Genomic DNA, 25,128 nt, shown 5'->3' with positions numbered 1-25,128 from the left:
ACAAGGGGACAGAGATTGTTTGCGGATGTAATCATAGATATTCAACATGAAAAACTGGATAAGATCTTTCAATACCGGATCCCCGAGCGGCTGGAACATGAAGTGGAAGCGGGGATGGCGGTGGTCGTACCTTTCGGAAAAGGAAACCGTAAGACAAAAGGATATGTAACCGCATTGTCAAAGACATGTGATTATGATATTTCAAAAGTGAAAGAGATCGCTGATATATCGCGAAGCGGCGTGGAAATCGAGGCGAAGCTGATCGCGCTGGCGGCATGGATGAAGTCGAATTATGGCGGAACGATGCTGCAGTCTTTGAAAACGGTTCTTCCTATCAAAGAAAAAGAAAATATAAAGGTGAAAAAGCGGCTCAGACTGCTGATCGACCGGGAGACGGGGGAAAAACAGCTTCATTATTATCTGGAAAAGAATCAGAAAGCGAGGGCGCGTCTGATGGCGGCGCTTCTTGACGATCCGCTTTTAGATTATGAACTTGTCAGAAAGAAGCTTAATATTACTGCCACGGTGATACGCGCGTTGGAAGAACAGCATGTTCTCGCCGTAGAATCAGAGCAGGTGTATCGTAATCCGGTTCATGCGGAAAATATTCAAAAGAAGGAGATTATTTATACGCAGGAGCAGAAACGTGCGATTATGCGTTTCTGTAAGGATTATGAAAACGGAATCCGAAAAACATATTTGCTCCATGGAGTTACGGGCAGCGGAAAAACAGAAGTTTATATGGAAATGATACAGTCTGTTGTAGATAAGGGGAAGCAGGCAATCGTTCTGATTCCCGAGATCGCGTTAACTTACCAGACTGTGATGAGATTTTACAGAAGATTTAAAGACCGGGTATCTGTTATGAATTCCCGGCTGTCCGCAGGAGAACGATATGATCAGATGATGAGGGCGAAAGCCGGGGAAGTGGATGTGATGATCGGACCGAGATCGGCGCTTTTTACTCCTTTTCCGAATCTGGGACTGATCGTGATCGATGAAGAACATGAGCCGACTTATAAAAGTGAACAGACGCCGAGGTATCACGCGCGGGAAACGGCGCTAAGAAGAGCGCAGACAGAAGGCGCGAGCGTTGTTCTGGGAAGCGCGACTCCGTCGATGGAAGCCATGTATCGGGCAAAAAACGGCGAGTATGTTCTGATGGAAATGAAGAACCGTTCTAAAATGCAGGATCCGGCAGAGGTTTATACGGTGGATATGCGGAAAGAATTGAAGAACGGAAATCGTTCGATACTCAGCGAACAACTGCAAAGACTGATGAAAGAGCGGCTTGAAAAGAAAGAACAGACGATGCTTTTTTTGAACCGGCGAGGGTATTCCGGGTTTGTTTCGTGCCGGGAATGCGGGCATGTTATAAAGTGTCCGCATTGCGATGTGTCGCTTTCGGTCCATCGGGACGGAAAGATGAGATGTCATTACTGCGGATACGAACAGACGCATGTGAAAATATGTCCTGAATGCGGCTCGGACCATATCGGAGAATTCAGGGCGGGAACACAGCAGATCGAAGAGATTGTGAAGACGGTATTTCCGCAGGCAAGAGTGCTGCGGATGGATATGGATACGACACGACAGAAAGATTCCCATGAGAAAATACTGTCTGCATTTGCAAATGAAGAGGCGGACGTACTTGTCGGTACGCAGATGATCGTAAAAGGTCATGATTTCCCAAATGTAACATTAGTCGGAATTCTGGCTGCGGATATGTCGTTGTATACAGATGATTACAGATCGGGCGAGAGAACGTTCCAGCTTTTGACTCAGGCGGTCGGAAGAGCGGGGCGCGGAGATAAAAAAGGAGAAGCGGTGATTCAGACATACAGTCCCGATCATTATGCGATCGCAACGTCTGCGGCGCAGGATTATGAGGCGTTCTATGAGGAAGAGATCCGATACAGAACGATGATGGGGTATCCCCCGGCAGAAAATCTTCTGGCAGTGTTTATATCAAGCGCCGATGAGGCGTTATTGGAAACAGGCTGCCGTTATTTGAAAGAATATATGATAAAAGCGAAGAAGGATATCGAAGCGTCCGTGATCGGCCCGGCAAGTCCGGGGATCGAAAAGATCAACGATGTTTATCGGAAAGTGATCTATGTAAAAACCGCGGACTATCATGATCTTGTCGTGCTGAAAGACCGGACGGAAAAATATATTGAGATTAATTCGGGATTTGATAAAATGAGAATACAATTTGATTTTAATCCGATGTAGCGGATAGAAAGAAGGAGAAAAATGGCAATCAGAGTAATTAGAGAAATAGGAGACGATATATTAGAAAAACAGTGTAAAGCAGTGCCGAAGATGACGCTTCGCACGAAAATACTGATCGGAGATATGCTTGAGACAATGTATGAAAGCAACGGTGTCGGTCTTGCGGCTCCGCAGGTCGGCGTTTTGAAAAGAATCGTAGTGATCGATGTAGGGGAAGGTCCGATTGTTTTGATCAATCCGCAGATCATCGAATCTTCAGGCGAACAGACAGGAGAAGAAGGATGTCTAAGCGTACCGGGAAAATTCGGAATCGTTACAAGACCGGACCGTGTAAAAGTGCGGGCGTTTGATGAAAATATGAACGAGTTCGAAATGGAAGGCGAAGGCTTGCTTGCAAGGGCGTTTTGCCATGAACTTGATCATTTGGACGGAAAACTGTATGTTGAACTGGCAGAAGACGGACTTCATGAAGTGTCTTATGATGAAGAAGATCAAGACGATGCGCAAGGAGGGGAAGAATGAGAATCATATTTATGGGAACACCCGATTTTTCGGTCGGAACACTGGAAGCGCTTGTGGAAGCGGGGCATGATGTGTGTCTCGCCGTCACACAGCCTGATAAGCCAAAAGGCAGAGGAAAAGAAATGCAGTTTACGCCTGTAAAGGAAGCGGCGGTTAAGCATGGGATTTTGGTGTATCAGCCGAAAAGAGTGCGCGATCCTGAGTGTGTGGAAGAATTGAGAAAATACAATGCCGACGTGATGGTCGTTGTTGCTTTCGGTCAGATCCTTCCGAAGGAGATTCTTGAGATGACGCCTTACGGATGTATTAATGTCCATGCATCTCTTCTTCCGAAATATCGTGGGGCTGCACCGATCCAGTGGGCGATCATAGAAGGAGAGAGCGTGACGGGCGTTACAACGATGCAGATGGATGAAGGACTTGATACAGGAGATATGATTTTAAAGACCGAGATCCCGATCGCAGAAGACGAGACAGGAGAGTCGCTTCATGACAAACTGGCAGAAGCAGGCGCCGCTCTCTGCGTAAAAACATTGCATGCAATAGAAAATAAAACAGCAGTGTTTGAAAAGCAGCCGGAAAGCCCGACTGCTTATGCGAAAATGCTCACGAAAGATCTTGGCAATATCGACTGGGCGAAATCGGCAGTGCAGATCGAGCGTCTCGTGCGTGGATTGAATTCATGGCCAAGCGCATATACACACCGGGACGGAAAAGTGATGAAGATATGGAAAGCGTTGGCAAAGCCACAGGAAGAATGTGCAGAGCAAACCGAACTGGGAAGCGAGGAACATACAGCGCAGAAAACCGGGAAGAACGCCATGCCGGGAACGGTAGTGTCCGTAGCAAAAGATTCGTTTTGCATACAGACGGGAGACGGCGTGCTTCGTATTTTAGAAGTACAGATGCCCGGCAAGAAACGAATGGATACAGGCTCGTTTCTGCGCGGATATAAAGTGGAAGAAGGAATGGTGTTTGGGAGAGAATAATGGCAAAGGCGATCAATGAAAGAGAAATCGTAGCCGCAATCCTTATGGAAGTAACGGAAAACGGCAGATACAGTCATATTGTATTAAGAGAAGTTTTGACAAAATATCAATATCTTGAGAAAAGGGAAAGAGCATTTATCACCCGCGTTACGGAAGGAACGCTGGAACATATGACAGAGATCGATTATATTCTGGATTGTTTCTCCAAAGTAAAAGTAAAAAAGATGAAGCCGTTAATTCGGGCAATTTTAAGAAGCGCGGTCTATCAGATAAAATATATGGACAGTATTCCCGATCATGCAGTTTGCAGTGAATCGGTAAAACTGGCAGTGAAGAAAGGGTTTTCCGGTCTGAGAGGCTATGTCAACGGCGTGCTGAGAAGTGTTGTCAAAGGAATCGATGAGGTGGAGTATCCGTCAGATCCGATCAAACGGCTTTCGGTACGATATTCCTGTCCGGAATGGATCATCCGATTATGGAAAGAAACGTATGATCTTTCTTTGATCGAAACGATGCTGAAAGATTTCCAGACAGAAAAGCCGACAACGATCAGACGCTGCAGAAGCCGGATTACGATGGAGCAGCTGAAAAAGCGGCTTGAGGAAGAACATGTTTTAGTGGAAAATCATCCGTATTTAAAGGATGCGCTTCTCATTTCAAAATATGATTATTTAGAGTCTCTGGAAACATTTCGGGAAGGTCTGTTCGTCGTGCAGGATATCAGTTCGATGCTTGTAGGAGAACTGGCGCATGTGCAGGCGGGAGCGCAGGTGATCGATCTGTGTGCGGCGCCGGGCGGAAAGGCGCTTGATGTGGCGGAACGCATTTTGATGGAAGGTCAAGCCGGATGTTCCGGTCATGTGGAAGCCCGTGATCTGACAGAATATAAAGTGTCTTTGATCGAGGAAAATATAGAACGTATGGGACTTTGCAATGTAACCGCGGTTTGTCAGGATGCGTCTGTGTATGATGAAAAATCAGCGGGTAAAGCGGATATTGTGATCGCCGATCTGCCTTGTTCCGGTCTGGGAGTGCTTGGGAAGAAAACAGATCTGAAATATAAAGCGTCGCCGGAAGGAATCGTAAGTCTCGTAAAGCTTCAGCGAAAAATCCTTTCCTGCGCGGCTTCTTATGTGAAGCCGGGAGGAGAACTTCTGTACAGTACGTGTACTGTGAACCCGAAAGAAAATATCGAAAACGTACATTGGTTTTTGAAAGAATTTCCTGAATTTTACGCAGACGATATAAGGGAAGATCTTTGCCTTGAATTGAGGGAAAGCGTGACAGAGAACGGCTGTATCCAGCTTCTTCCGGGAGTTCATAAAAGCGACGGATTTTTTATTGCGCGATTGCGAAAAAAAGAAGTCTGAAAATGCCGGAACGCCGAAAAAGGATGAAATGGCAGGACGCGCAAAAGGGTGAAATGGCAGGATACGAAAAATGAAAAAGGAAAGTATGAGAATGAAGAAAGATATTCGGGCATATGAATATGAAGAATTACAAAAAGAGCTGGAACGTCTCGGAGAAAAACCGTTTCGGGCAAAACAGATATATGAATGGCTGCATGTGAAGCTTGCAGATCGTTTCGACGAGATGACGAACCTGTCTGTGAAACTTCGGGAAAAGCTTGCGGAAGAATATGATATCTTTCCGGTACAGATGGCAGAGCGGCAGCAGTCGAAACTGGACGGAACGAACAAGTTTTTGTTCCGTCTGTATGACGGAAACATGGTGGAAAGCGTTCTTATGCGGTATAAGCACGGTAATTCGGTATGTATTTCCTCGCAGGCGGGATGCCGCATGGGATGTGTATTCTGCGCTTCGACGATCGGGGGATTAAAACGGAATCTGTCTGCATCCGAAATGCTCGGTCAGATCTACCAGATCCAGAAAATTATCGGAGAGAGGGTTTCCAACGTCGTTATCATGGGAACAGGAGAGCCGCTTGATAATTATAATAATTTTCTGAAATTCATTCACATACTGACAGATGAACACGGACTGAATATCAGTCAGCGGAATGTGACTGTTTCTACATGCGGGATCGTACCGAAAATACTGGAACTGGCAGAGGAACGTCTGCAGATCACACTGGCGCTTTCTCTTCACGGATCTACGCAGGAAAAGAGAAGGAAACTGATGCCTGTCGCAAATAAGTACGAATTAGGCGAGGTACTTTCCGCCTGCGATACTTATTTTAAAAAGACAGGACGCAGAGTGACGTTTGAGTATAGTCTTGTACATGAGGTGAACGATACGGACGAGGATGCAAAGGAGCTTTCCGAGCTTCTCGCGCCGCGTAACTGTCATCTGAACCTGATTCCGGTAAATCCGGTAAAGGAGCGTTCTTTTCAGCGTCCAAGCCGCAAAAGTGCTTTGAATTTCAAAAATAAACTTGAAAAAAGCGGAATTAATGTTACTATAAGAAGAGAAATGGGCTCGGATATCGACGGGGCGTGCGGTCAGCTTAGACGGCGCTACGAGGAAGAGACAATGAATGAGAATTAAGGAGAAGCATATGAGAACATTTTCGATAACAGATGTAGGAATGGTAAGACAAGTAAATCAGGATTATGTTTATGTGACTGACAGACCTCTCGGAATTCTTCAGAACCTCTTTGTGGTGGCAGACGGTATGGGAGGTCACCAGGCGGGAGATTATGCTTCTAAGTATACGGTTGAAGTGCTCAACAGGGAATTGGCGCTAAGCGAAGGCGAAGATATTGAAAGATGTCTTGTAGGCGCTATAAAAACGGCAAACAGGGAGATCATAAAAGAAGCTTCAAGAGACGAACATCTCAAAGGAATGGGAACGACGGTTGTTGCGGCGACGATCTCAAATCAGATGATGTATTTCGCGAATGTAGGAGACAGCCGTTTGTATTTGATCAATCAGGGCATTCAGCAGCTTACGAAAGATCATTCCCTGGTAGAAGAGATGGTAAGGCTTGGCGGGATAAAACCGGAAGAAGCAAAACATCATCCGGATAAAAATATTATTACGAGAGCGATCGGCGCGAAAGCGGATGTAGAGGTAGACTTTTACGAGCACCGTCTGAAAAGGGGAGACATCATATTGATGTGTACGGACGGTTTGAGCAATATGGTAGAAGATGAGGAACTTTTTCATATTGTTCAGGGAGGAAGAGATATCGTAGAGTCCGGTCAGGCTCTTATAGAAGCGGCAAAAGAAAACGGCGGTACAGATAATATAGGGGTTGTCCTTATAGAACCGTTTGCAGATGAGGTGAGTGTATTATGATTAAAGAGGGAGTTTGCTTAGGAAAAAGATATGAGATACTCGGACGGATCGGATCGGGTGGTATGGCGGATGTTTACAAGGGAAAGGATCGTAAATTAAACCGCTATGTCGCGATCAAAGTATTAAAAAGCGATTATCGTTCGGATCAGGTATTTATAAAGAAATTTTTGAGTGAGGCGCAGGCTGCGGCAGGACTGATGCATCCGAACGTTGTCAATGTGTATGACGTCGGTCAGGACAGAGATCTGTACTATATGGTAATGGAGCTTGTCGAAGGGATCACTCTGAAAGATTATATAAAGAAAAAGGGAAGACTTTCGGCAAAAGAGACGATCAGTATTTCCATTCAGATGGTGACAGGGCTTCAGGCGGCGCACAATCATCATATTATCCACAGAGATATTAAGCCTCAGAATATTATCATTTCAAAAGACGGAAAAGTAAAAGTGACGGATTTCGGCATTGCCCGTGCGACCACGTCTACACAGACGATCAGCACAAGCGTTATGGGATCGGTTCATTACACATCTCCGGAGCAGGCGAGGGGCGGAGTCGTAGATCAGAAGAGCGATCTTTATTCCATCGGTATTACGATGTACGAGATGATCACCGGGCACGTACCGTTCGACGGAGATTCCACGGTGTCGGTCGCGTTGAAGCATCTTCAGGAAGAGATTACGTCTCCGGCAGAAGAAGTTCCGAATATCCCGTACAGTCTTGAGTGCATTATCATGAAGTGTACACAGAAAAATCCGGGACGCCGTTATCCGGACTGTGCGTCTCTTCTTATGGATCTGAAAAGATCGCTTGTAGAGCCGGACGGCGATTTTGTTGTTTTGGGAGCGGGAACAGGAGCGGAGACAGACCGCACGATGGTTATGTCGACAGAAGAACTGGAACGGATTCAGGGCAGTCGTTATGATGATGAGTACGATGACGATGATGAGTACGATGATGACGACGATTATGACTACGACGACGATAATGATTATGATAACAGAAGGCGCAGTCAAAAAGACAGGCGGAAGAAGAATGATGTAAATCCCGATACGAAGCGGATCATGAAAATACTGATGATCGTGTCGGGAGTCGTGATCGCGCTGCTGATTCTGTTTCTTGTCGGAAATGCGGCGGGATTTTTCAAAGGAGCCGGTCTTTCTTCAAAGACAGAAAAGATGGTAACAGTACCGGATGTGCGCGGAATGACATTTGAAGACGCACAGGCAGAACTTAAGAAAAAAGATCTCGGTATTAAAAAAGCGGATAAAGAAGAAGCTTCCAATGAATACGAAAAAGGCGAGATTAAGAGCCAGAATCCGGGAAAAGGGAAGAAAGTAAAGAAAAATTCTACGGTTACGGTTGTGATCAGCAGCGGAGAAGCTGCGAAAAAAGTAACTGTGCCGAATGTTGTGAACAGATCGGAGGCGGAAGCAGAGAGAATGCTTCAGGATGCTGGTCTGAAAGTGACAAAAGGCGAGGCAGTTTATGATGATACGATCGAGATGGGAAATGTAGTCAGCTCTACTCCGGGTTCGGGAGAGCAGGTAGACGAGGGCACAAGCGTTCAGCTTATTATCAGTAAAGGAAAAGATCCCGAAAAAGATAAAGTAGAAGTGCCGTCGCTTCTGAATATGACGGCGGATCAGGCTGCCGCCGCCTTAGAAGAACTTGGACTGAAAGGAAGTCCTAAGGAAGAATATGCCGGCGGAACGGCAGGAACGGTTGTCACACAGGAAACAGAAGCGGGAACTAAAGTAAAGAAAGGCACAACAATAAAGTATACGGTAACGCTTGGATCAAAAACAGAATGGTCTACTATTCCGAGTGATGTGATCGGAATGGAGAAAAACACGGCGGTTAAAGTGCTGACTGAGGCAGGGTTTGTTCCGGTATACGGCGGTGAAGACTACAGTGATACTCCGGTCGGAACGATTTACAGTGTGACTCCGTCGGCAGGTACAAAAGTGGAAAAAGGGACACAAGTATATTATTTTGTCAGCAAAGGATCATCGTCAGGACAGACCGATCCGGAAAACGGCGGAGACAATGAATAGGCGGTACCGACAGGGAATTTATAAAATATGCAAGGTAAAATTGTAAAAGGGATTGCCGGATTCTACTACGTTCATGTAGTAGAATCCGGTGTTTATGAATGTAAAGCAAAAGGGATCTTCCGAAAAGACGGTGTGAAGCCTCTTGTAGGAGATAATGTAGAGATAGAAGTTTTAGATGAAGAGGAAAAAAAGGGAAATATCAGGGAAATCCTTACGAGAAAGAACGAACTGATCCGTCCGGCGGTGGCGAATATCGATCAGGCGCTCGTTGTATTTGCGGTGACGAAGCCTAAACCTCATTTTAATCTTCTTGATCGTTTTCTTGTGATGATGGAGCAAAAGAAGATCCCGGTAATCTTATGTTTTAACAAATCTGACATTGCAAAAGAAAGCGATATTTCCAAGATGGAAGAAATATACAGATCATGCGGGTATCCGGTCTTTTTTACGAGTGCGAAAGAAGGATGGAAGATCGAAGAAGTGAAAAAGATTCTGCACGGGAAAACGACTGTTCTTGCAGGCCCGTCGGGTGTAGGGAAGTCGTCGCTTATCAATCTTCTGCAGTCGGAAGTAATGATGGAAACAGGGAGTATCAGCAGGAAGATCGACAGAGGAAAGCATACGACGAGACATTCCGAACTTTTAGTTTTGGAAGAAGATGAAAAGGTGGAAGACTGCGGCTCATATATTGTAGATACTCCGGGATTTAGTTCCCTTTATGTCAATGATTTTGAAAAAGAACAATTAAAATATTATTTCCCGGAATTCGGTCCGTATGAAGGATTGTGCCGTTTTTCGGGGTGCGATCATGTGCATGAGCCGGACTGTGCGGTGAAGCAGGCGGCAGAAGAAGGAAAGATACATGAGATCCGGTACAACGATTATGTTGCGATGTACCGTGAATTACAGGAAAAAAGGAGATATTGAAGATGGAAAATATTCTTGCCCCGTCGATTCTTTCGGCTGATTTTAAAATTCTGGGAGAACAGATCGAACAGACAGAAAAAGCAGGCGCAAAATATATACATTTTGATGTGATGGACGGAATTTTCGTACCGAGCATTTCGTTTGGCATGCCGGTATTGTCCGCGTTAAAAGGCGCGGTAAAACAGGCGCTTGACGTACATCTTATGGTGACTGAGCCGATCAGGTATGTGAAAGAGTTCGCAAAATGCGGAGCGGATATCATTACTGTTCACTTAGAGGCGTGTGAAGATGTAAAGGCGACAGTGGATGAAATAAAGGCAAGCGGAGTGAAAGCAGGCATCACGATCAAACCGGCAACTCCTGTGAAAGAATTGATCCCGTATCTGGAGCTTGCGGATATGTTTCTCATCATGAGCGTTGAGCCGGGATTCGGCGGACAGGCGTTCATTCCGGAATCGCTTGACAAGATAAAAGAACTTCGCACCCTGCTTGACGAGAGAGGTCTTAAGACGGATATCGAAGTTGACGGCGGAATTTATTGTGAAAATGTGGAAGCGGTATTGGATGCGGGAGCGAATATTATTGTTTCCGGTTCGGGAGTTTTCAAAGGCAATATTACAGAAAATACAAAGAGATTTATGGAGATATTGAAACGTCATGAGTAAGCAGACTGTGATCGTGAGCGGCGGGATGGTGGAAAAAGATTTTGCTCTCTCGATTTTAAAAAGCGAAGAAACTGAATTTGTTATCGGGGTAGACAGAGGTCTTGTGTTTTTGTATGACAACGAGATAAAACCCGATTATATCGTGGGAGATTTTGACAGCGTTCCGAGGAAGCTCGTTGAATATTACAGAGAAGAACTTGATGTGCCCGTGAGAGAATTTAATCCGGTAAAAGATGCATCAGACACAGAGATCGCTTTGCGCCTTTGCCTTGGTCTGAATCGCAAAAAGATCGTCATCCTGGGGGCAACCGGCAACCGGATCGATCACCTGTGGGCAAATGTGCAATGTTTACAAATTGCGCTGGAAGCAGGAGCGGACGCTTGCATTATGGACGCTCACAATAAGATACGGCTTCTCGATAAAACTGTTACATTGAAAAAAGAAGAGGCATTCGGACCGTACTTTTCATTGTTTCCATTAGAACAGCCTGTAGATGCGTTCAACATTACAGGGGCAAAATATCCGCTGACAAATCATTTCCTTAAGCCGAGCGACAGCCTGTGCGTAAGTAATGAATTTGTTGAAGATGAAGTGGAAATATCGTTCGTGTACGGTAAGGTGATCTTGATGGAGACGAGAGATTAGATTTCGATAAGTTTTTGAAAGATGGTTCACTTTGTGCCCCACTAATTCCCGGATGTTTTTCTCAAAGTCCCGGTATAGTAAATGAGAAAGCATATCAGGATTTTATGAGAAAAGAGAAAATTTTTTGTAAGGCGTTGAAAAAAGGTAACTTGCTGAGGCAGGTTACCTTTTAGTTATATTCTATGATACAGTTTAACAATACGTAGATATATGCTTTGCAGAAAATTCCGTAGAAATAAAAGCTTTTGTCTGATAGAATGATTATAATTATAGTATACTGAAAAAACACATTAGAATCTGTAAAGGAGATCGACTATGGGAGAAAATTATTTGGACATGGTTCCTGTTATAGTGATATTTTTTGCTCTCGGCATTTTATTATCAAGGCTGGGAGGAGTTGGAGGAATTGTTGTAAGAATTAAAAGAATGATTTGTAAGCTAATAGGACATAGAGATTGAGATGAAAAAGATGAACAAGTATATCGATCAATCTTAGGTTGTTAAGATAAAAAAAGGTTAAGTAAAATTTGAATTTGCTAAAGGAGGAATATGTATGCGTGTTTTGAAAGCAATCTTTAGTGTTTTAACGATTGTTTTCGGTTCTCTTGGACTTATAAACATAGTGTCTACTGATATAACATTGCCTCTTATGTTTGTTTTTATGGGATTAACCTTTTTGACGAGTGCAAAAGAATGTTATGATAAAGGTGCAAAGAAAGACGCTATGATATTTGCAGGTGTAGCAATTTTTGTCTATGTAGTCACTGCATATAATTTGATAAGTAGATTTATGTGAATTCAAATTTGTTGAGACGAAAAGAGCTATATCAATAGGTTTGGAGTTAAGCGGTGATTTGATGAATGATCAATTCATACAAGGAGTAATATTTGATTGGAATAGAATTGATAATGATAGTTATTTAAAAGAAATAGAAGCTTTTAATGGAGTTGAAAAACTTGATTTCAATAAATCAATTACCTTTTTTGTCGGAGAAAATGGCAGTGGTAAATCAACTTTGTTGGAGGCGATTGCTATAGCACATGGTTTTAATCCTGAGGGTGGAACAAAGAATTATGTTTTTTCTACTCATGATACGCATTCAGAATTATGTGATGCAATAAAAATTTCAAAAGGCTACCGGAAGGAAAAGTGGGGATATTTTCTTAGAGCCGAAAGTTTTTATAATGTTGCCACGCAGGAAGAAAATTATGCAGATCTGAAGCATCCCTCTGCAAAGTATCATGAAAAGTCACATGGAGAGAGCTTCCTTGCATTAGCTCAGGATAATTTACATCCAAACGGCCTGTATCTTTTTGACGAACCAGAAGCTGCATTATCACCTCAGAGACAGCTTACATTGTTAATGCAAATATACCGATTTGCGAAGGAAGGGGCACAGTTTTTTATAGTTACACATTCGCCCATTCTGTTAGGTATACCGGATGCAGATATTTATTGTTTTGATAATGGAAGCATACATTTATGCGAATATGAAGAGACAGAAAGTTATCAGATAACAGAGATGTTTATAAACAATAGGCAGATGTTGCTGAATAGATTGCTAACAGATTAGATAATAAAGAAAGCGATAACGCTCAGTTTGTTGAGGTGAAAAGAGTTAAGCAAATCGGGGGGATGAAAACATTGAATTTTACAGATGAAAAAGATTACATTATGCGAATGATAAAAGAAATGGTAAGAGTATTATTTTCTTTAGCATTTGGGAAAAAGTATGTTTCTGTTGAATTAGAAAAAGAAAACAAGTATGAAGTATCTGGAAAAAATTTGAAAGATTTTCTGGATATGATTGATGTAGGACAAATCAATGAAGCTGAGAATATACTTTTAGATGGCATTGATTATTCCAACAGAGATGAGGTAATAGCTGCCGCTCTTTTTTATCAGCACCTTAGCGAAAAAGACAGTGAGTTTTTAGAGAGCAATAATTATACAAAAGAAGAAGTGTTTTCTGGGTTTGAACAATTACTCAAGCAGTCAGGATATGCTGATTTACTTTATTTGGTTAAAGGTCATGAATAATGTAGAAATAGTAATTAAAGTCGGATTTAAAAGTAAGACACAAATAAAAGTCAGTTTGATGAACCGGGAAACTGTAAGTTACAAAGGAGACCAACTATGAAAGATAAAAGCATTTTAATCAGTGTGGGAAGTATTATTTATATTGTTATGTCTGGAATTGATAGATTTGTTTATCAGATACCTAATATTATTTATATTCCGGTAGCAATTCTCGGTATTGCTTTAATTTTAATCGGCTTTTTCAAAGATAAATCTAAAAAATAAACTTTCAGTTTGTTAATATGAAAAGAGTTAAACAAATCAGAATTTGAGGTGGAAATATGGCATCAAGCAAGGAATACTTAGAGTTTATTTTAGGGCAGCTATCTGAGTTAGAAGAAATTACTTATCGAGCTATGATGGGAGAATTTATTATTTATTATCGTGGCAAGATTGTAGGCGGTATCTATGATGATAGATTACTTGTTAAACCAGTAAAATCAGCAATTAGTTATATGCCGATAGTTTCATGTGAATTACCCTATGAGGGAGCAAAAGAGATGTTGTTGGTAGATGAAGTCGATAATAAGGAATTTTTGACAGGCTTGTTTCATGCAATGTATGATGAACTGCCAACTCCAAAACCGAAAAAGAAGAAATAAACAACTTACAGTTTATGCCATTGTCATTTTGTAAAAGGAAAAATTTAACTCCTATTTTACATATGCAACAAAATACCTTAACAAAAGACCATTACAATCCTATCGTTACTTGAATTCAATGGGTTAACGGAGGAAACGATATGAGAGTAAAACGGAGAAAAACAATGGCGCTTTTAGCAGCTGTTTCGATCGTATGCGCTCAAAGTACAGTAAGTGATGTCTTTGCAGCGGGAGCAGAGGAGGTGGCAGCACAGGAAAACAATGCAGTTTCAATCGAATACCTTACTTTACAACCAGGTGAAAGAGACGATTCGGTAAACCTGAACTGGTATGCCCCGGAAGGTACTCAAAATGCGATTGTCCGTATGGGGGATAAGACAGTAGAAGCATCTGTAAGAGCTCTTCATACCATAATATACAATGAATATATAACCATAAGCAATATTCCTGAAAGAGCATATGAGTACGTGATAAATGGTAAGTCAGCAATAGAATGGATTGTTGAGAAGTATGCGGTAACAGTAGAAAAGGTTTCAGGTATAGTAGATGACCCCAATATTTATCAAAGTAGTAAATATATATTTGATTTACTAATATCGGTTATAGGGGTAAGCCTTAAGACACAAGATTTAATAGACAGACTTCCGGAATACAAGGAGATATAAAAGCATTATAAGGAGCTGAGTGATGTATACTTCAGCTCCTTTTTTACAAATTCATTCATAGAAAAACAGATATTTTATCATTATGTTACAACCAGAGCAAGATCCACCCGTGTATTACAGTATTGTCATTTTGACAATTTTGTATTACTTACGAGTAGCAGATCTTGATGGGGATTACGTCCCCATACCCATGTGAAAATATAATTGCAAGCAATTACATTTTAGCAGACACGCAAGCGTTTCTGGATAAGCGTCACAGACAACAAAATAAGGAAATTTTGATACGGCATTCACCTGTGAATAGGTGAGTGCTTTTTGTTTTTAAATATTCAATTAATCGAAAAAATAAAAAAGTTTTCCTTAGGAGGCTGTAAAAATGCCTCTCAGCGTTTCGTTTTATGTAAGGGTATTTTGGACAGGAAAAATAAAAAGATTTTTATCAAGAACCTGTATTTATGCCCTTCATCTTTTGAATATATGTAAGGACATTTTTGAGCCGGCATAAAAATGATTTTTACAACAATTAGAAACAGAAATGAGGCGAGAAAAGAATGAAATATGAATACATGAAGGAGTCAGAGCCGATGCTTCAGTACTTCCAGTTTCCGAAGTTTTTGCTCAAACTGCGAATTTCTCAAACTGCAAAATTTCTTTATATGATTTTGTATGACCGGGCACGGATATCGAGAAAGAATAGCTGGATAGATAAGTATGGAAATGTTTATCTGATATTTCCGATAGAGGAATTGTCTGTTCAAATCGACAAATGCAAATCTTCTGTAAAAACAGCATTGAAGGAATTGGATGATGTGGGACTATTGGTTCGCAGATCCGGTGGATTTTCAAAACCAAATCATTTATATGTAAAAATTCCATCTGATGAGATAGATTTACAGCCGGTTGACAATAAGGCGGTTGAAAAGATGGCTATAACAGAGTCAGAAAAGCAACCATCATCTAGCCATAAAAATGGCTGCGCAGAAGTCGGAAATGTGGCACCTAGTAAAGTAACTGAGAAATATAAAAGAAATAAATATCATGAAGTAAATTATTGCTATGGGGAAGGAGAGAGTTTGTGATGAGAGAAGAAGATACCGTATGTGTAGGCAGTGATGGTTTGCAATACTGCAAAGTCTGCGGGGAAGCGAAAGAAGCATTTTTCCCCAAGGGTGGCTTTATGGGGATGAAGAAACATTCCAGGCAATGTGCCTGTGACAGAAAAGCATATGAAGAAGAACAAAAATATTTTAAGGACAAAGAGCACCGGGAATTAGTCAGCAGAAATACGAGCATCTGTTTTGACGAGAGCAGAATGGAAGAGTGGACATTTGAAAATGCAGATACGTCAGATGCTGTAATGCATAAGGCAAAAAATTATGTTGATAACTGGGAGAAAATGAAAAGAAATCATATAGGCTGTTTATTCTGGGGACCGGTTGGTACCGGGAAAAGTTATGTTGCCGGGTGTATTGCCAATGATCTTCTTAAACGAGAAGTAACGGTAAAGATGACAAATTTCAATACCATTATTGATGATATATTTCCGCTGGCAGACAAAACGGAATATATCAATGCATTGGCTTCGTATCAGCTTTTGATTATTGATGATCTTGGAGTGGAACGAAATTCAGAATATGCGTTAGGAATTATTTTTAGCGTCATAGACCGCAGAATCCGTTCGGGGCGACCTTTGATCATCACGACCAATCTTCCGCTGAAAGAAATAAAAAGCGAGACCATGTTAGAAAAAAGACGTATCTATGACCGTATTTTAGAAATGTGTACACCAATGTATGTTGGAGGCACAAGTAAACGAGAAGCGATTGCAAGTATGAAAATGGAGAAAGCGAAAACGTTGTTGAATACAAAGAATGATCGTGCGTATTGCGGATAGAAGTGAATGCTACGCACGTTAAACAATAAGGAAAGGATTTTATGAGCAAACAACATGTTGCGATATGTGAAAAAGTGGCTCTTACAATTGAAGAGGCAGCAGAATACAGTAATATCGGACAAAACAGAATAAATAGTCTTTTGAAAGAACCGAGATGTCCGTTTGTGCTTTACGTAGGCACGAAAAAACTTGTAAAGAGAAAAGAATTTGAAAAATTCATTTCGGAAAGTGTGGAAATATAAATATAAATGAATGACAGGAGATGAAAATGAATATTCACAAAAATAAGATGCTATGGTATAATACAAGGTACTGTATTAGGGCTTCTTATGAGAGGAGCTGAAATATGGGAAAAGATTTAAAAGGCAAAGAACTTGGCAAGGGAATATCCCAGGAAAGTACAGGATTATACTCAGCCAGATTTGTAGATCGGTTTGGAAAGAGAAAACATAAACGATTCAAAAAGCTGCAAGAGTGCAGAGCATGGATTGCTGATGCGACTTATGTGGATGAACACAGTGATATTTCAATGCCATCAGATATACTGGTCGATCAATGGTTTGATTATTGGATTGGGATAAAAAAGAAAACAGTCCGTTCCAATACTGTTCGCAATTATACGGAGAGATATATTAAAAATATTAAACCGGTAATTGGGGAGATGCCACTATCAGACGTGAAACCACTTCACTGTCAGAAAATATTTTATGATATGGCAGATCAGGAGTATCGCACATCTACAATTTATCAGGCAAGAATTGCATTATACAACATGTTTGAGTATGCAAAAGAAAATGAAGTCTTGTGTAGCAATCCCTGTAAAAAATCTGTGAAAAGTGATATGGGAAAGCCATCTGAGAAGAAAGTTGCTTTAACAAGAGACATACAAAAAACATTTTTACAATATGCAGAAAATCAAAGCTATGAAAATCAGTATCGTTTTATACTACAAACCGGATTGCGAACAGGCGAATTGGTAGGATTGAAATGGGAAGATGTCGATTTTAAATCCAAAACAATTCAGATTCGCAGAAGTATGGAATATCGTTACAGTGCAAAGGAGTGGCGTATCGGAGAACCAAAGAGTAAATCAGGTTACCGGACGATACCCTTAACAGAAGAAGCGGTTGCTATACTAAAAAAACAAAAAGAAAAGAATAAGAGGATTTCAGAAATTTCAACAGAATGGGAAGAGTTTGTGTTTCTGTGTCGAAAAGGGACACCAGTTAAGAACAGTACATATGATACAGCGCTGTTTAAAATCTGTGATAAAGCAAAAATTCCAAGATTTTCGATGCATATCTTGAGACATACTTTTGCTACCAGATGTATTGAAGCAGGAATGAAACCGAAAACACTTCAGATGTTACTGGGCCATTCGAATATTGGAATTACGATGAACTTATATGTTCATACTACCGAGGAAGAAAAGAAAAAAGAAATGGACTTGGTAGCAGAAGCACTTATGGCAATGTAATGGCCCACTAAATGGCCCACTTACAAAAATAAGTGTGCCGAAACCCCTTGAAATTAAAGGATTTATAGGAGGAATATAGAAAGATGAAATTAGGAATCGTCGGTTTGCCGAACGTAGGGAAAAGTACATTGTTTAATTCATTGACAAAAGCAGGGGCGGAATCCGCCAATTATCCGTTCTGTACGATCGATCCGAACGTAGGAGTCGTAACAGTTCCGGACAAGCGTCTCGATGTACTCGGAGAGATGTATCATACGAAAAAAATTATTCCTGCGGCGATCGAGTTCGTTGATATTGCGGGGTTGGTAAAGGGCGCGTCAAAAGGCGAAGGTCTCGGCAACCAGTTTCTTGCAAATATAAGGGAAGTGGACGCGATCGTTCATGTTGTCCGCTGTTTTGAAAATACAAATATCGTTCATGTGGACGGAAGCATCGATCCGATCAGAGACATTGAGACGATCAATCTTGAGCTGATCTTTTCGGACCTGGAGATTCTGGAGCGGCGTATTGCGAAAACGGTTAAGCTTTCCCGCAATGACAAGGCGGCTGCAAAAGAGCTGGATCTTTTAAATCGTGTGAAAGCGCATCTGGAAGACAATAAAATGGCGAAAAGCTTTGTGACAGATGACGAGGACGAGCAGGAGTGGCTTGCAAGTTATAATCTTCTGACTGCAAAACCTGTTATTTTTGCGGCAAATGTATCTGAAGACGACCTTGCGGACGATGGTGCGAACAATGAAGGAGTAAAGGCGGTTCGTGAGTATGCGGCAAGCGAGGACTGTGAAGTGTTCGTTGTATGTGCGGAGATAGAAGAAGAGATTTCCCAGCTTGATGATGACGAAAAGGCGATGTTCCTTGAGGAACTGGGATTGAAAGAGTCGGGTCTTGAAAAATTGATCCGCGCAAGTTATCATCTTCTCGGTCTGATCAGTTACCTGACGGCGGGAGAACCGGAAGTCCGTGCATGGACGATCAAGAGAGGAACGAAAGCGCCGCAGGCGGCAGGAAAGATCCATACGGATTTTGAACGCGGATTTATCCGTGCGGAAGTTGTCAGCTATGATGACCTTATGGCATGTGGAACACATGCGGCAGCGAAAGAAAAAGGTCTTGTAAGGCTGGAAGGAAAAGAATATGTTGTGCAGGACGGCGATATTATGCTGTTTAGATTCAACGTATAAGAATATGCAGCGATGGATACGGACGGCATGGAACCGTGCAGATACACTTCTTTGCCGGTCTGTATCCGTTTTTTACTTACATGAAAGACCTGCCTTTGTGTAAATAGAAAATTTTTAGAGGGGATACAGGGCATATGTTTGTTCTGTCAAATAAAAAATGAAAAGGAGCGGAATGATCTATGCATACAGAGATCAGTTTTCCTAATTTGGGAATTTATCTTAAAAATGTCGGAAAGAGCATCGATTTATTCGGAATAGAGATAGCGTATTACGGAATCATTATCGGAACGGCAATTTTGCTTGGTTTTTGGATTGCTGCCCGTGAAGCGAAACGGACAGGTCAGAATCCGGAAAATTATCTTGATATGGGGATTATCGGCGTCATTGCGGGAATTGTCGGGGCAAGACTTTATTATGTAATCTTTTCGTGGGATATGTATAAAGATAATTTGCTCGATATTTTTAATCTGAGAGAAGGCGGACTTGCGATTTACGGAGGGGTGATCGCAGCTGTGATCAGCGTTCTGGTGCTTGCGAAAGTAAAGCATTTATCTGCTCCTCAGATTTTCGATACGATCGCTATGGCGTTATTAAACGGGCAGATGCTTGGAAGATGGGGAAACTTTTTTAACAGGGAAGCGTTTGGGGGATATACGGACAGTCTGTTTGCGATGCGCCTGCCATTAGATGCAGTGCGCTCTTCCGATGTGACGGAGCAGATGCGCCGGCATATAGAGAGGATAGACGGAGTCAGTTATATTCAGGTGCATCCGACTTTTTTGTATGAATCGCTTTGGTGTATGGTACTGCTCATTATCCTATTTGCTTATCGTAAGCATAAAAAGTATGAGGGCGAGCTGTTTTTGATGTATCTGTTCGGATACGGACTGGGAAGATTCTGGATCGAAGGATTACGAACAGACCAGCTTCTTCTTCCCGGGGTCGGGATTGCCGTCTCCCAGCTTCTTGCAGGTGCGATCGTAGTCGGCACGGGGGCAGCAATGCTTTATCTGCGAAAAAAACATAAGAACAGTTAAGGCAGTTCATGTCACATGTGCTTAAAAATAGAAACAGTTCAGCTCGCGCCATTCGTAAAACCGCACTGCGTGCTTATTGTGGCTGATGCCACTGTTTTACTCATAACCGGGCGCTTAGCACATACAGATGTCCGCTTGCAAAAACATGCAGGCATGTTTTGTGCTTCCCGTACATCTGTATGGCTGAACTGTTGCTAAAAATAAACAAAAAACAAACTGCCCTCTATAGACTTTTGACAAGTTTGGAGATATAATGAGGACACATGTGAGAAATTTATTTTATTCAATGTAAAACTTAAGGAGGAGCAAAAAAATGGCAAGAAAAATGAAGACTATGGATGGCAATCAGGCAGCCGCTCACGTATCGTATGCGTATACAGAAGTCGCGGCAATCTACCCGATCACACCGTCATCCGTTATGCCGGAGCACGTTGACGAATGGGCGACAGAAGGCAGAGAGAACATCTTCGGAACGACTGTAGAAGTTACAGAGATGCAGTCAGAGGCAGGAGCGGCAGGAGCTGTTCACGGATCTTTGGCAGCAGGAGCTCTGACAACGACATTTACGGCATCTCAGGGATTACTTTTGATGATTCCGAATTTATATAAAGTGGCAGGCGAGCAGCTTCCGGGCGTATTTAACGTATCTGCCCGTGCGCTTGCAAGTCATGCTTTGTCTATCTTCGGAGATCATTCCGACGTTTATGCATGTCGTCAGACAGGAGCGGCTATGCTTTGTGAATCAAGCGTACAGGAAGTTATGGACCTGACACCGGTTGCTCATTGCGCAGCGCTTGAAGGAAAACTTCCGTTTATTAACTTCTTTGACGGATTCCGTACATCTCATGAGATTCAGAAGATTGAGACATGGGATTATGAAGATCTGAAAGATATGGTGAACATGGATGCGATCGATGAGTTCCGTGCTCATGCATTGAATCCGAATCATCCGTGCCTTAGAGGTTCCGCTCAGAATCCTGACATCTTCTTCCAGGCAAGAGAAGCGTGCAACCCGTATTATGACGCCCTTCCGGGAATCGTTCAGAACTATATGGACAAAGTAAACGAAAAGCTCGGAACGAACTACAAACTGTTCAATTACTACGGAGCAGAAGATGCGGAACATGTGATCGTTGCAATGGGTTCCGTATGTGATACGATTGAAGAAACGATCGATTACCTGACAGCGGCAGGAGAAAAAGTCGGCGTTGTAAAAGTTCGTCTTTACAGACCGTTCAGCGCAGAGGCGTTGATCGATGCGATTCCGGATTCTGTTAAGAAGATTTCCGTTCTTGACAGAACAAAAGAGCCGGGAGCTCTCGGTGAGCCGCTTTACCTGGATGTTGTTGCGGCGTTGAAAGGATCTAAGTTCGACGCAGTTCCGATTTACACAGGACGCTACGGACTCGGTTCTAAAGATACGACACCGGCGCAGATCGTTGCAGTATATCATAACGATGAAAAAGCAAAATTCACTCTCGGTATCGTTGACGATGTGACAAATCTTTCCCTGAAAGCAGACGAGCCGCTCGTTACAACACCGGAAGGAACGATCAACTGTAAGTTCTGGGGTCTCGGAGCTGACGGTACAGTCGGAGCAAACAAAAACTCTATCAAGATCATCGGTGATAATACAGATATGTATGCTCAGGCATATTTTGACTATGATTCTAAGAAATCAGGCGGTGTTACAATGTCTCACCTGCGTTTCGGAAAATCACCGATCAAATCGACATACCTGATCCATCAGGCAAACTTTGTAGCATGTCATAACCCGTCTTATGTGGACAAGTATAACATGGTACAGGAGCTTGTTGACGGCGGAACATTCCTTTTGAACTGTCCGTGGGATATGGAAGGTCTTGAGAAACATCTTCCGGGACAGGTAAAAGCTTATATCGCAAACCATAACATTAAGTTCTATACGATCGACGGAATTAAGATCGGTAAAGAGATCGGACTTGGCGGACGTATCAATACAGTGCTCCAGTCTGCGTTCTTTAAACTTGCGGAGATCATTCCGGAAGAGGAAGCGATCAGCCTGATGAAAGCCGCAGCGAAAGCTACATACGGCAGAAAAGGCGATAAGATCGTTCAGATGAACTATGATGCGATCGATGCAGGAGCAAAACAGGTCGTAGAGATCGAAGTTCCGGAAAGCTGGAAAGATGCGGCAGACGAAGGCCTTGCAGTACCGCACATTGACGAGAACGGAAGAAAAGATGTAATCGATTTCGTTAAAAATATTCAGACAAAAGTAAATGCTCAGGAAGGAAATTCCCTCCCGGTATCTGCATTTACAGATTATGCAGACGGATCAACTCCGTCAGGATCTTCCGCATACGAGAAACGTGGTATCGCGGTAGACATTCCGATCTGGCAGCCGGACAACTGTATCCAGTGTAACCGCTGTGCATATGTATGTCCTCATGCTGTTATCCGTCCGGTAGCTCTGACAGAAGAAGAAGCTGCTAATGCTCCGGAAGGAATGCAGTCTATTCCGATGATCGGTATGCCGGATATGAAGTTCGCTATCACAGTATCCGCTTATGACTGTACAGGATGTGGATCTTGTGCAAATGTCTGCCCGGGCAAGAAGGGTGAGAAAGCTCTTGTTATGGGCAACATGGAAGAGAATGCAGGCAAACAGACATTCTTCGATTACGGAAGAGAGATTCCGGTGAAACCGGAAGTTGTCGCTAAATACAAAGAGACGACAGTAAAAGGAAGCCAGTTCAAACAGCCGCTTCTTGAGTTCTCGGGAGCTTGTGCGGGATGTGGAGAGACACCGTACGCAAAACTGATCACACAGCTTTTCGGAGAAAGAATGTATATTGCGAATGCTACAGGATGTTCTTCTATCTGGGGCAACTCTTCTCCGTCCACACCATATACGGTAACACCGGAAGGAAAAGGACCGGCATGGAGCAACTCATTGTTTGAAGACAACGCTGAGTTCGGATATGGTATGCTTCTTGCACAGAATACGATCAGAAACAGACTGAAAGGTCTTGTAGAGAAACTTGCCGCAGATGCGGAAAATGAAGATGTTAAGGCTGCTGCACAGGAATACCTTGACACATATACATGCGGAGCGACAAACGGAACAGCTACAGATAAACTTGTGGCGGCTCTTGAAGCTTGCGGATGCGACCGCGCAGAGAAAGCGGAACTTCTGAAAAATAAAGATTTCCTCGCTAAGAAATCCCAGTGGGTATTCGGAGGAGACGGATGGGCTTACGATATCGGATACGGCGGTGTTGACCATGTTCTTGCAAGCGGTAAAGATATCAACATCATGGTATTTGATACAGAGGTTTACTCCAATACAGGCGGACAGTCATCAAAAGCAACAAAGACAGGAGCTACAGCACAGTTCGCAGCAGGCGGTAAAGAGACGAAGAAGAAAGACCTTGCGGGAATGGCAATGAGCTACGGCTATGTATATGTAGCGCAGATTGCTATGGGAGCTGACTTCAACCAGACAGTGAAAGCGATTACAGAGGCAGAGGCTTATCCGGGACCGTCACTTATTATCGCTTATGCACCGTGTATCAACCACGGAATCAAGAAAGGTATGAGCAAAGCTCAGACAGAGGAGCAGCTTGCGGTAGAATGTGGATACTGGAATAACTTCCGCTTCAATCCGGGAGCAGAAGGAGATAAATTCTTCCTCGACAGTAAAGAGCCGAAGAAAGAAGATTATCAGGCATTCCTCGACGGAGAAGTACGTTACAATGCACTTAAGAGAGCAAATCCGGAAAAAGCAGAAAAACTGTTCGCAATCAATGAGCAGGAAGCTATGGAAAGATATGCTTATCTGAAAAAACTTGTAGATGTGTACAAAGCAGAAGAGTAAAATATACACAAGATAAAAGACGATTGAAAGGCAGTTAAAAGATCGTTTTTAAATGACAGGACAGCGGCAGAAAAAGCCGCTGTCCTGTTGATTTTCATCAGTCAATGTTTTTTCAGATACTTAACCGCACAAATAATTATCAGAATACTTGCTAAGAACTCGGAAATACTCTTGATAAAATTAAAAATCATCAATATAATCGCATAATCCATCGAAACACCTCTGTTACATCTGAAAAAATTATAATTTTAAGATGATTGTAACATAATATATTTTGTGACACAATGAATGAATATTTGAGAAAACAAGGTTTGAGAAAACAATGGATGAAATGTCTGTCAATAACTTATGAAAATGTCACTTTTTAATATAGAAATTTATTTGAAAAAATGTCACTTTCATAAAAGGGCTAATGCCCTTTTATGAAGCTGACTGCTGCTTCTCGAAAAATAGCTCATATAAAAATTTAAGTGACAGATTATAATCCTCCATCCACCAGATTGCTTTCCATTCATCACTGCTGTGACGCAGCTGAAGGTGTGGTTCTACTGTTTTTGACACTTTTTGGGGAACTTCTGTATTGGCATTTTTGTTCTGAGGTTTCAGATAACGGATGGTATTATAGATTCGTCCGCCGTACTCTACACGAATTCCAAAACGTGGGTTAATTAATACAGTGATCTCACGGCGGGCATTGATAATCGGAAATCCCTCATCTAGGATTTGAAAACACCGATTTTTAAACGAAAATGTCCCGGCTGCATCTGTTTTTCTCGTGTGCTTTACACAAAGGATGGAATCCAGATTCAAATCTTTTGCGGCAGAGACAAAAATAGACTCTGCTTCCGGCTCAACGGCAAACCTCTGATTGAAAAGTTCCCTGTACTCTGTTTCCAGAAAACGGTTTGCTTCTGACACAGTAGTAATCCCACGTTTTGCGAACTCAACAGGGAGCCTGCTCTGCAGTGTGACCCATAAACGTTCAATCCGCCCCTTTGCCTGAGGAGTCTTTGCGAAAATAAGGTCAATGCCC

General features: G+C 42.4%; 25 protein-coding genes. 24 read left to right on the top strand and 1 reads right to left on the bottom strand.

All coding sequences use genetic code 11. The annotated features are described in order from the left end of the window. Positions 1 to 15: 15 nt before the first annotated feature. The 24 genes from priA to nifJ all read left to right on the top strand — a co-directional run bounded on the left by priA (position 16) and on the right by nifJ (position 24,095). Entirely contained in the window at positions 16 to 2,235 is a 2,220-nt protein-coding gene (gene priA / locus RUMTOR_RS04275; protein ID WP_044997947.1) for a replication restart helicase PriA, read from the top strand. Between the two features lie 21 nt (positions 2,236 to 2,256). Continuing rightward, positions 2,257 to 2,757 (top strand): peptide deformylase, encoded by a 501-nt coding sequence (gene def / locus RUMTOR_RS04270; RefSeq protein WP_004845897.1) that lies wholly within the window; start codon positions 2,257 to 2,259, stop codon positions 2,755 to 2,757. Then, entirely contained in the window at positions 2,754 to 3,746 is a 993-nt protein-coding gene (gene fmt, locus RUMTOR_RS04265; RefSeq protein ID WP_004845896.1) for a methionyl-tRNA formyltransferase, read from the top strand. Before def ends, fmt begins: the two co-directional genes overlap by 4 nt. After that, on the top strand, positions 3,746 to 5,116 hold the full coding sequence (rsmB, locus tag RUMTOR_RS04260; RefSeq protein WP_004845895.1) for a 16S rRNA (cytosine(967)-C(5))-methyltransferase RsmB: 1,371 nt from the start codon (positions 3,746 to 3,748) through the stop codon (positions 5,114 to 5,116). Before fmt ends, rsmB begins: the two co-directional genes overlap by 1 nt. Before the next feature lie 70 nt (positions 5,117 to 5,186). Continuing rightward, positions 5,187 to 6,254 (top strand): dual-specificity RNA methyltransferase RlmN, encoded by a 1,068-nt coding sequence (gene rlmN / locus RUMTOR_RS04255; protein WP_004845894.1) that lies wholly within the window; start codon positions 5,187 to 5,189, stop codon positions 6,252 to 6,254. A gap of 10 nt (positions 6,255 to 6,264) precedes the next feature. Then, a complete protein-coding gene (locus RUMTOR_RS04250; RefSeq protein WP_009243380.1) occupies positions 6,265 to 7,008 on the top strand; it encodes a Stp1/IreP family PP2C-type Ser/Thr phosphatase in 744 nt (247 codons plus the stop codon). Next, the gene (gene pknB, locus RUMTOR_RS04245) at positions 7,005 to 9,062 is read left to right on the top strand and encodes a Stk1 family PASTA domain-containing Ser/Thr kinase (RefSeq protein WP_004845892.1); all 2,058 of its coding nucleotides are present in this window, start codon (positions 7,005 to 7,007) and stop codon (positions 9,060 to 9,062) included. Before RUMTOR_RS04250 ends, pknB begins: the two co-directional genes overlap by 4 nt. A 27-nt stretch (positions 9,063 to 9,089) precedes the next feature. Further along, positions 9,090 to 9,989, top strand: coding sequence for a ribosome small subunit-dependent GTPase A (rsgA, locus tag RUMTOR_RS04240; protein ID WP_004845891.1), 900 nt, complete (start codon positions 9,090 to 9,092; stop codon positions 9,987 to 9,989). Positions 9,990 to 9,991: 2 nt separating this feature from the next. After that, the gene (rpe, locus tag RUMTOR_RS04235; RefSeq protein WP_004845890.1) at positions 9,992 to 10,654 is read left to right on the top strand and encodes a ribulose-phosphate 3-epimerase; all 663 of its coding nucleotides are present in this window, start codon (positions 9,992 to 9,994) and stop codon (positions 10,652 to 10,654) included. Beyond that, positions 10,647 to 11,300 (top strand): thiamine diphosphokinase, encoded by a 654-nt coding sequence (locus tag RUMTOR_RS04230; protein ID WP_004845889.1) that lies wholly within the window; start codon positions 10,647 to 10,649, stop codon positions 11,298 to 11,300. The genes rpe and RUMTOR_RS04230 overlap by 8 nt, the downstream gene beginning before the upstream one ends. 315 nt (positions 11,301 to 11,615) lie before the next feature. After that, complete coding sequence (locus RUMTOR_RS13115; protein WP_004845888.1) at positions 11,616 to 11,759, top strand: hypothetical protein; 144 nt, start codon at positions 11,616 to 11,618, stop codon at positions 11,757 to 11,759. Between the two features lie 94 nt (positions 11,760 to 11,853). Then, the gene (locus RUMTOR_RS04225) at positions 11,854 to 12,096 is read left to right on the top strand and encodes a hypothetical protein (RefSeq protein WP_004845887.1); all 243 of its coding nucleotides are present in this window, start codon (positions 11,854 to 11,856) and stop codon (positions 12,094 to 12,096) included. Between the two features lie 61 nt (positions 12,097 to 12,157). Next, positions 12,158 to 12,874: an AAA family ATPase gene (locus RUMTOR_RS04220; RefSeq protein ID WP_004845886.1), complete on the top strand. Its 717-nt coding sequence runs from the start codon at positions 12,158 to 12,160 to the stop codon at positions 12,872 to 12,874. Positions 12,875 to 12,945: 71 nt separating this feature from the next. Next, on the top strand, positions 12,946 to 13,341 hold the full coding sequence (locus tag RUMTOR_RS04215) for a DUF6483 family protein (protein WP_044997975.1): 396 nt from the start codon (positions 12,946 to 12,948) through the stop codon (positions 13,339 to 13,341). A 96-nt stretch (positions 13,342 to 13,437) separates the two neighbouring features. Continuing rightward, positions 13,438 to 13,605, top strand: a complete 168-nt coding sequence (locus RUMTOR_RS13110) for a hypothetical protein (protein ID WP_004845883.1) — start codon at positions 13,438 to 13,440, stop codon at positions 13,603 to 13,605. A gap of 56 nt (positions 13,606 to 13,661) precedes the next feature. Further along, positions 13,662 to 13,982, top strand: coding sequence for a TfoX/Sxy family protein (locus RUMTOR_RS04210; RefSeq protein ID WP_004845882.1), 321 nt, complete (start codon positions 13,662 to 13,664; stop codon positions 13,980 to 13,982). Positions 13,983 to 14,122: 140 nt separating this feature from the next. Next, positions 14,123 to 14,647 carry a type ISP restriction/modification enzyme gene (locus tag RUMTOR_RS13220; protein ID WP_004845881.1) on the top strand — a complete coding sequence of 175 codons (525 nt, stop codon included), beginning with the start codon at positions 14,123 to 14,125 and terminating at the stop codon, positions 14,645 to 14,647. A 551-nt stretch (positions 14,648 to 15,198) separates the two neighbouring features. Continuing rightward, complete coding sequence (locus RUMTOR_RS04200; RefSeq protein WP_004845879.1) at positions 15,199 to 15,726, top strand: replication initiator protein A; 528 nt, start codon at positions 15,199 to 15,201, stop codon at positions 15,724 to 15,726. Next, positions 15,726 to 16,541 carry an ATP-binding protein gene (locus RUMTOR_RS04195; protein ID WP_004845878.1) on the top strand — a complete coding sequence of 272 codons (816 nt, stop codon included), beginning with the start codon at positions 15,726 to 15,728 and terminating at the stop codon, positions 16,539 to 16,541. The genes RUMTOR_RS04200 and RUMTOR_RS04195 overlap by 1 nt, the downstream gene beginning before the upstream one ends. A 41-nt stretch (positions 16,542 to 16,582) precedes the next feature. Then, positions 16,583 to 16,783, top strand: a complete 201-nt coding sequence (locus RUMTOR_RS04190) for an excisionase (RefSeq protein WP_004845877.1) — start codon at positions 16,583 to 16,585, stop codon at positions 16,781 to 16,783. 104 nt (positions 16,784 to 16,887) lie between these two features. After that, a complete protein-coding gene (locus RUMTOR_RS04185) occupies positions 16,888 to 18,018 on the top strand; it encodes a tyrosine-type recombinase/integrase (RefSeq protein WP_004845876.1) in 1,131 nt (376 codons plus the stop codon). An 83-nt stretch (positions 18,019 to 18,101) separates the two neighbouring features. Further along, positions 18,102 to 19,199: a redox-regulated ATPase YchF gene (gene ychF / locus RUMTOR_RS04180; RefSeq protein WP_004845875.1), complete on the top strand. Its 1,098-nt coding sequence runs from the start codon at positions 18,102 to 18,104 to the stop codon at positions 19,197 to 19,199. A gap of 179 nt (positions 19,200 to 19,378) precedes the next feature. Further along, positions 19,379 to 20,236, top strand: a complete 858-nt coding sequence (gene lgt, locus RUMTOR_RS04175; RefSeq protein ID WP_004845874.1) for a prolipoprotein diacylglyceryl transferase — start codon at positions 19,379 to 19,381, stop codon at positions 20,234 to 20,236. A gap of 313 nt (positions 20,237 to 20,549) precedes the next feature. Continuing rightward, positions 20,550 to 24,095, top strand: coding sequence for a pyruvate:ferredoxin (flavodoxin) oxidoreductase (gene nifJ / locus RUMTOR_RS04170; protein WP_004845873.1), 3,546 nt, complete (start codon positions 20,550 to 20,552; stop codon positions 24,093 to 24,095). A 420-nt stretch (positions 24,096 to 24,515) separates the two neighbouring features. On the opposite strand, the gene RUMTOR_RS04165 is transcribed toward nifJ, so the two are convergent. Continuing rightward, on the bottom strand, positions 24,516 to 25,128 hold a 613-nt coding region (locus RUMTOR_RS04165; RefSeq protein ID WP_004845871.1), incomplete at its 5' end, for a hypothetical protein.

Source organism: [Ruminococcus] torques ATCC 27756, assembly GCF_000153925.1.
Lineage (GTDB): Bacteria > Bacillota > Clostridia > Lachnospirales > Lachnospiraceae > Mediterraneibacter > Mediterraneibacter torques.
This window is presented reverse-complemented; position numbering and strand designations above follow the sequence as displayed.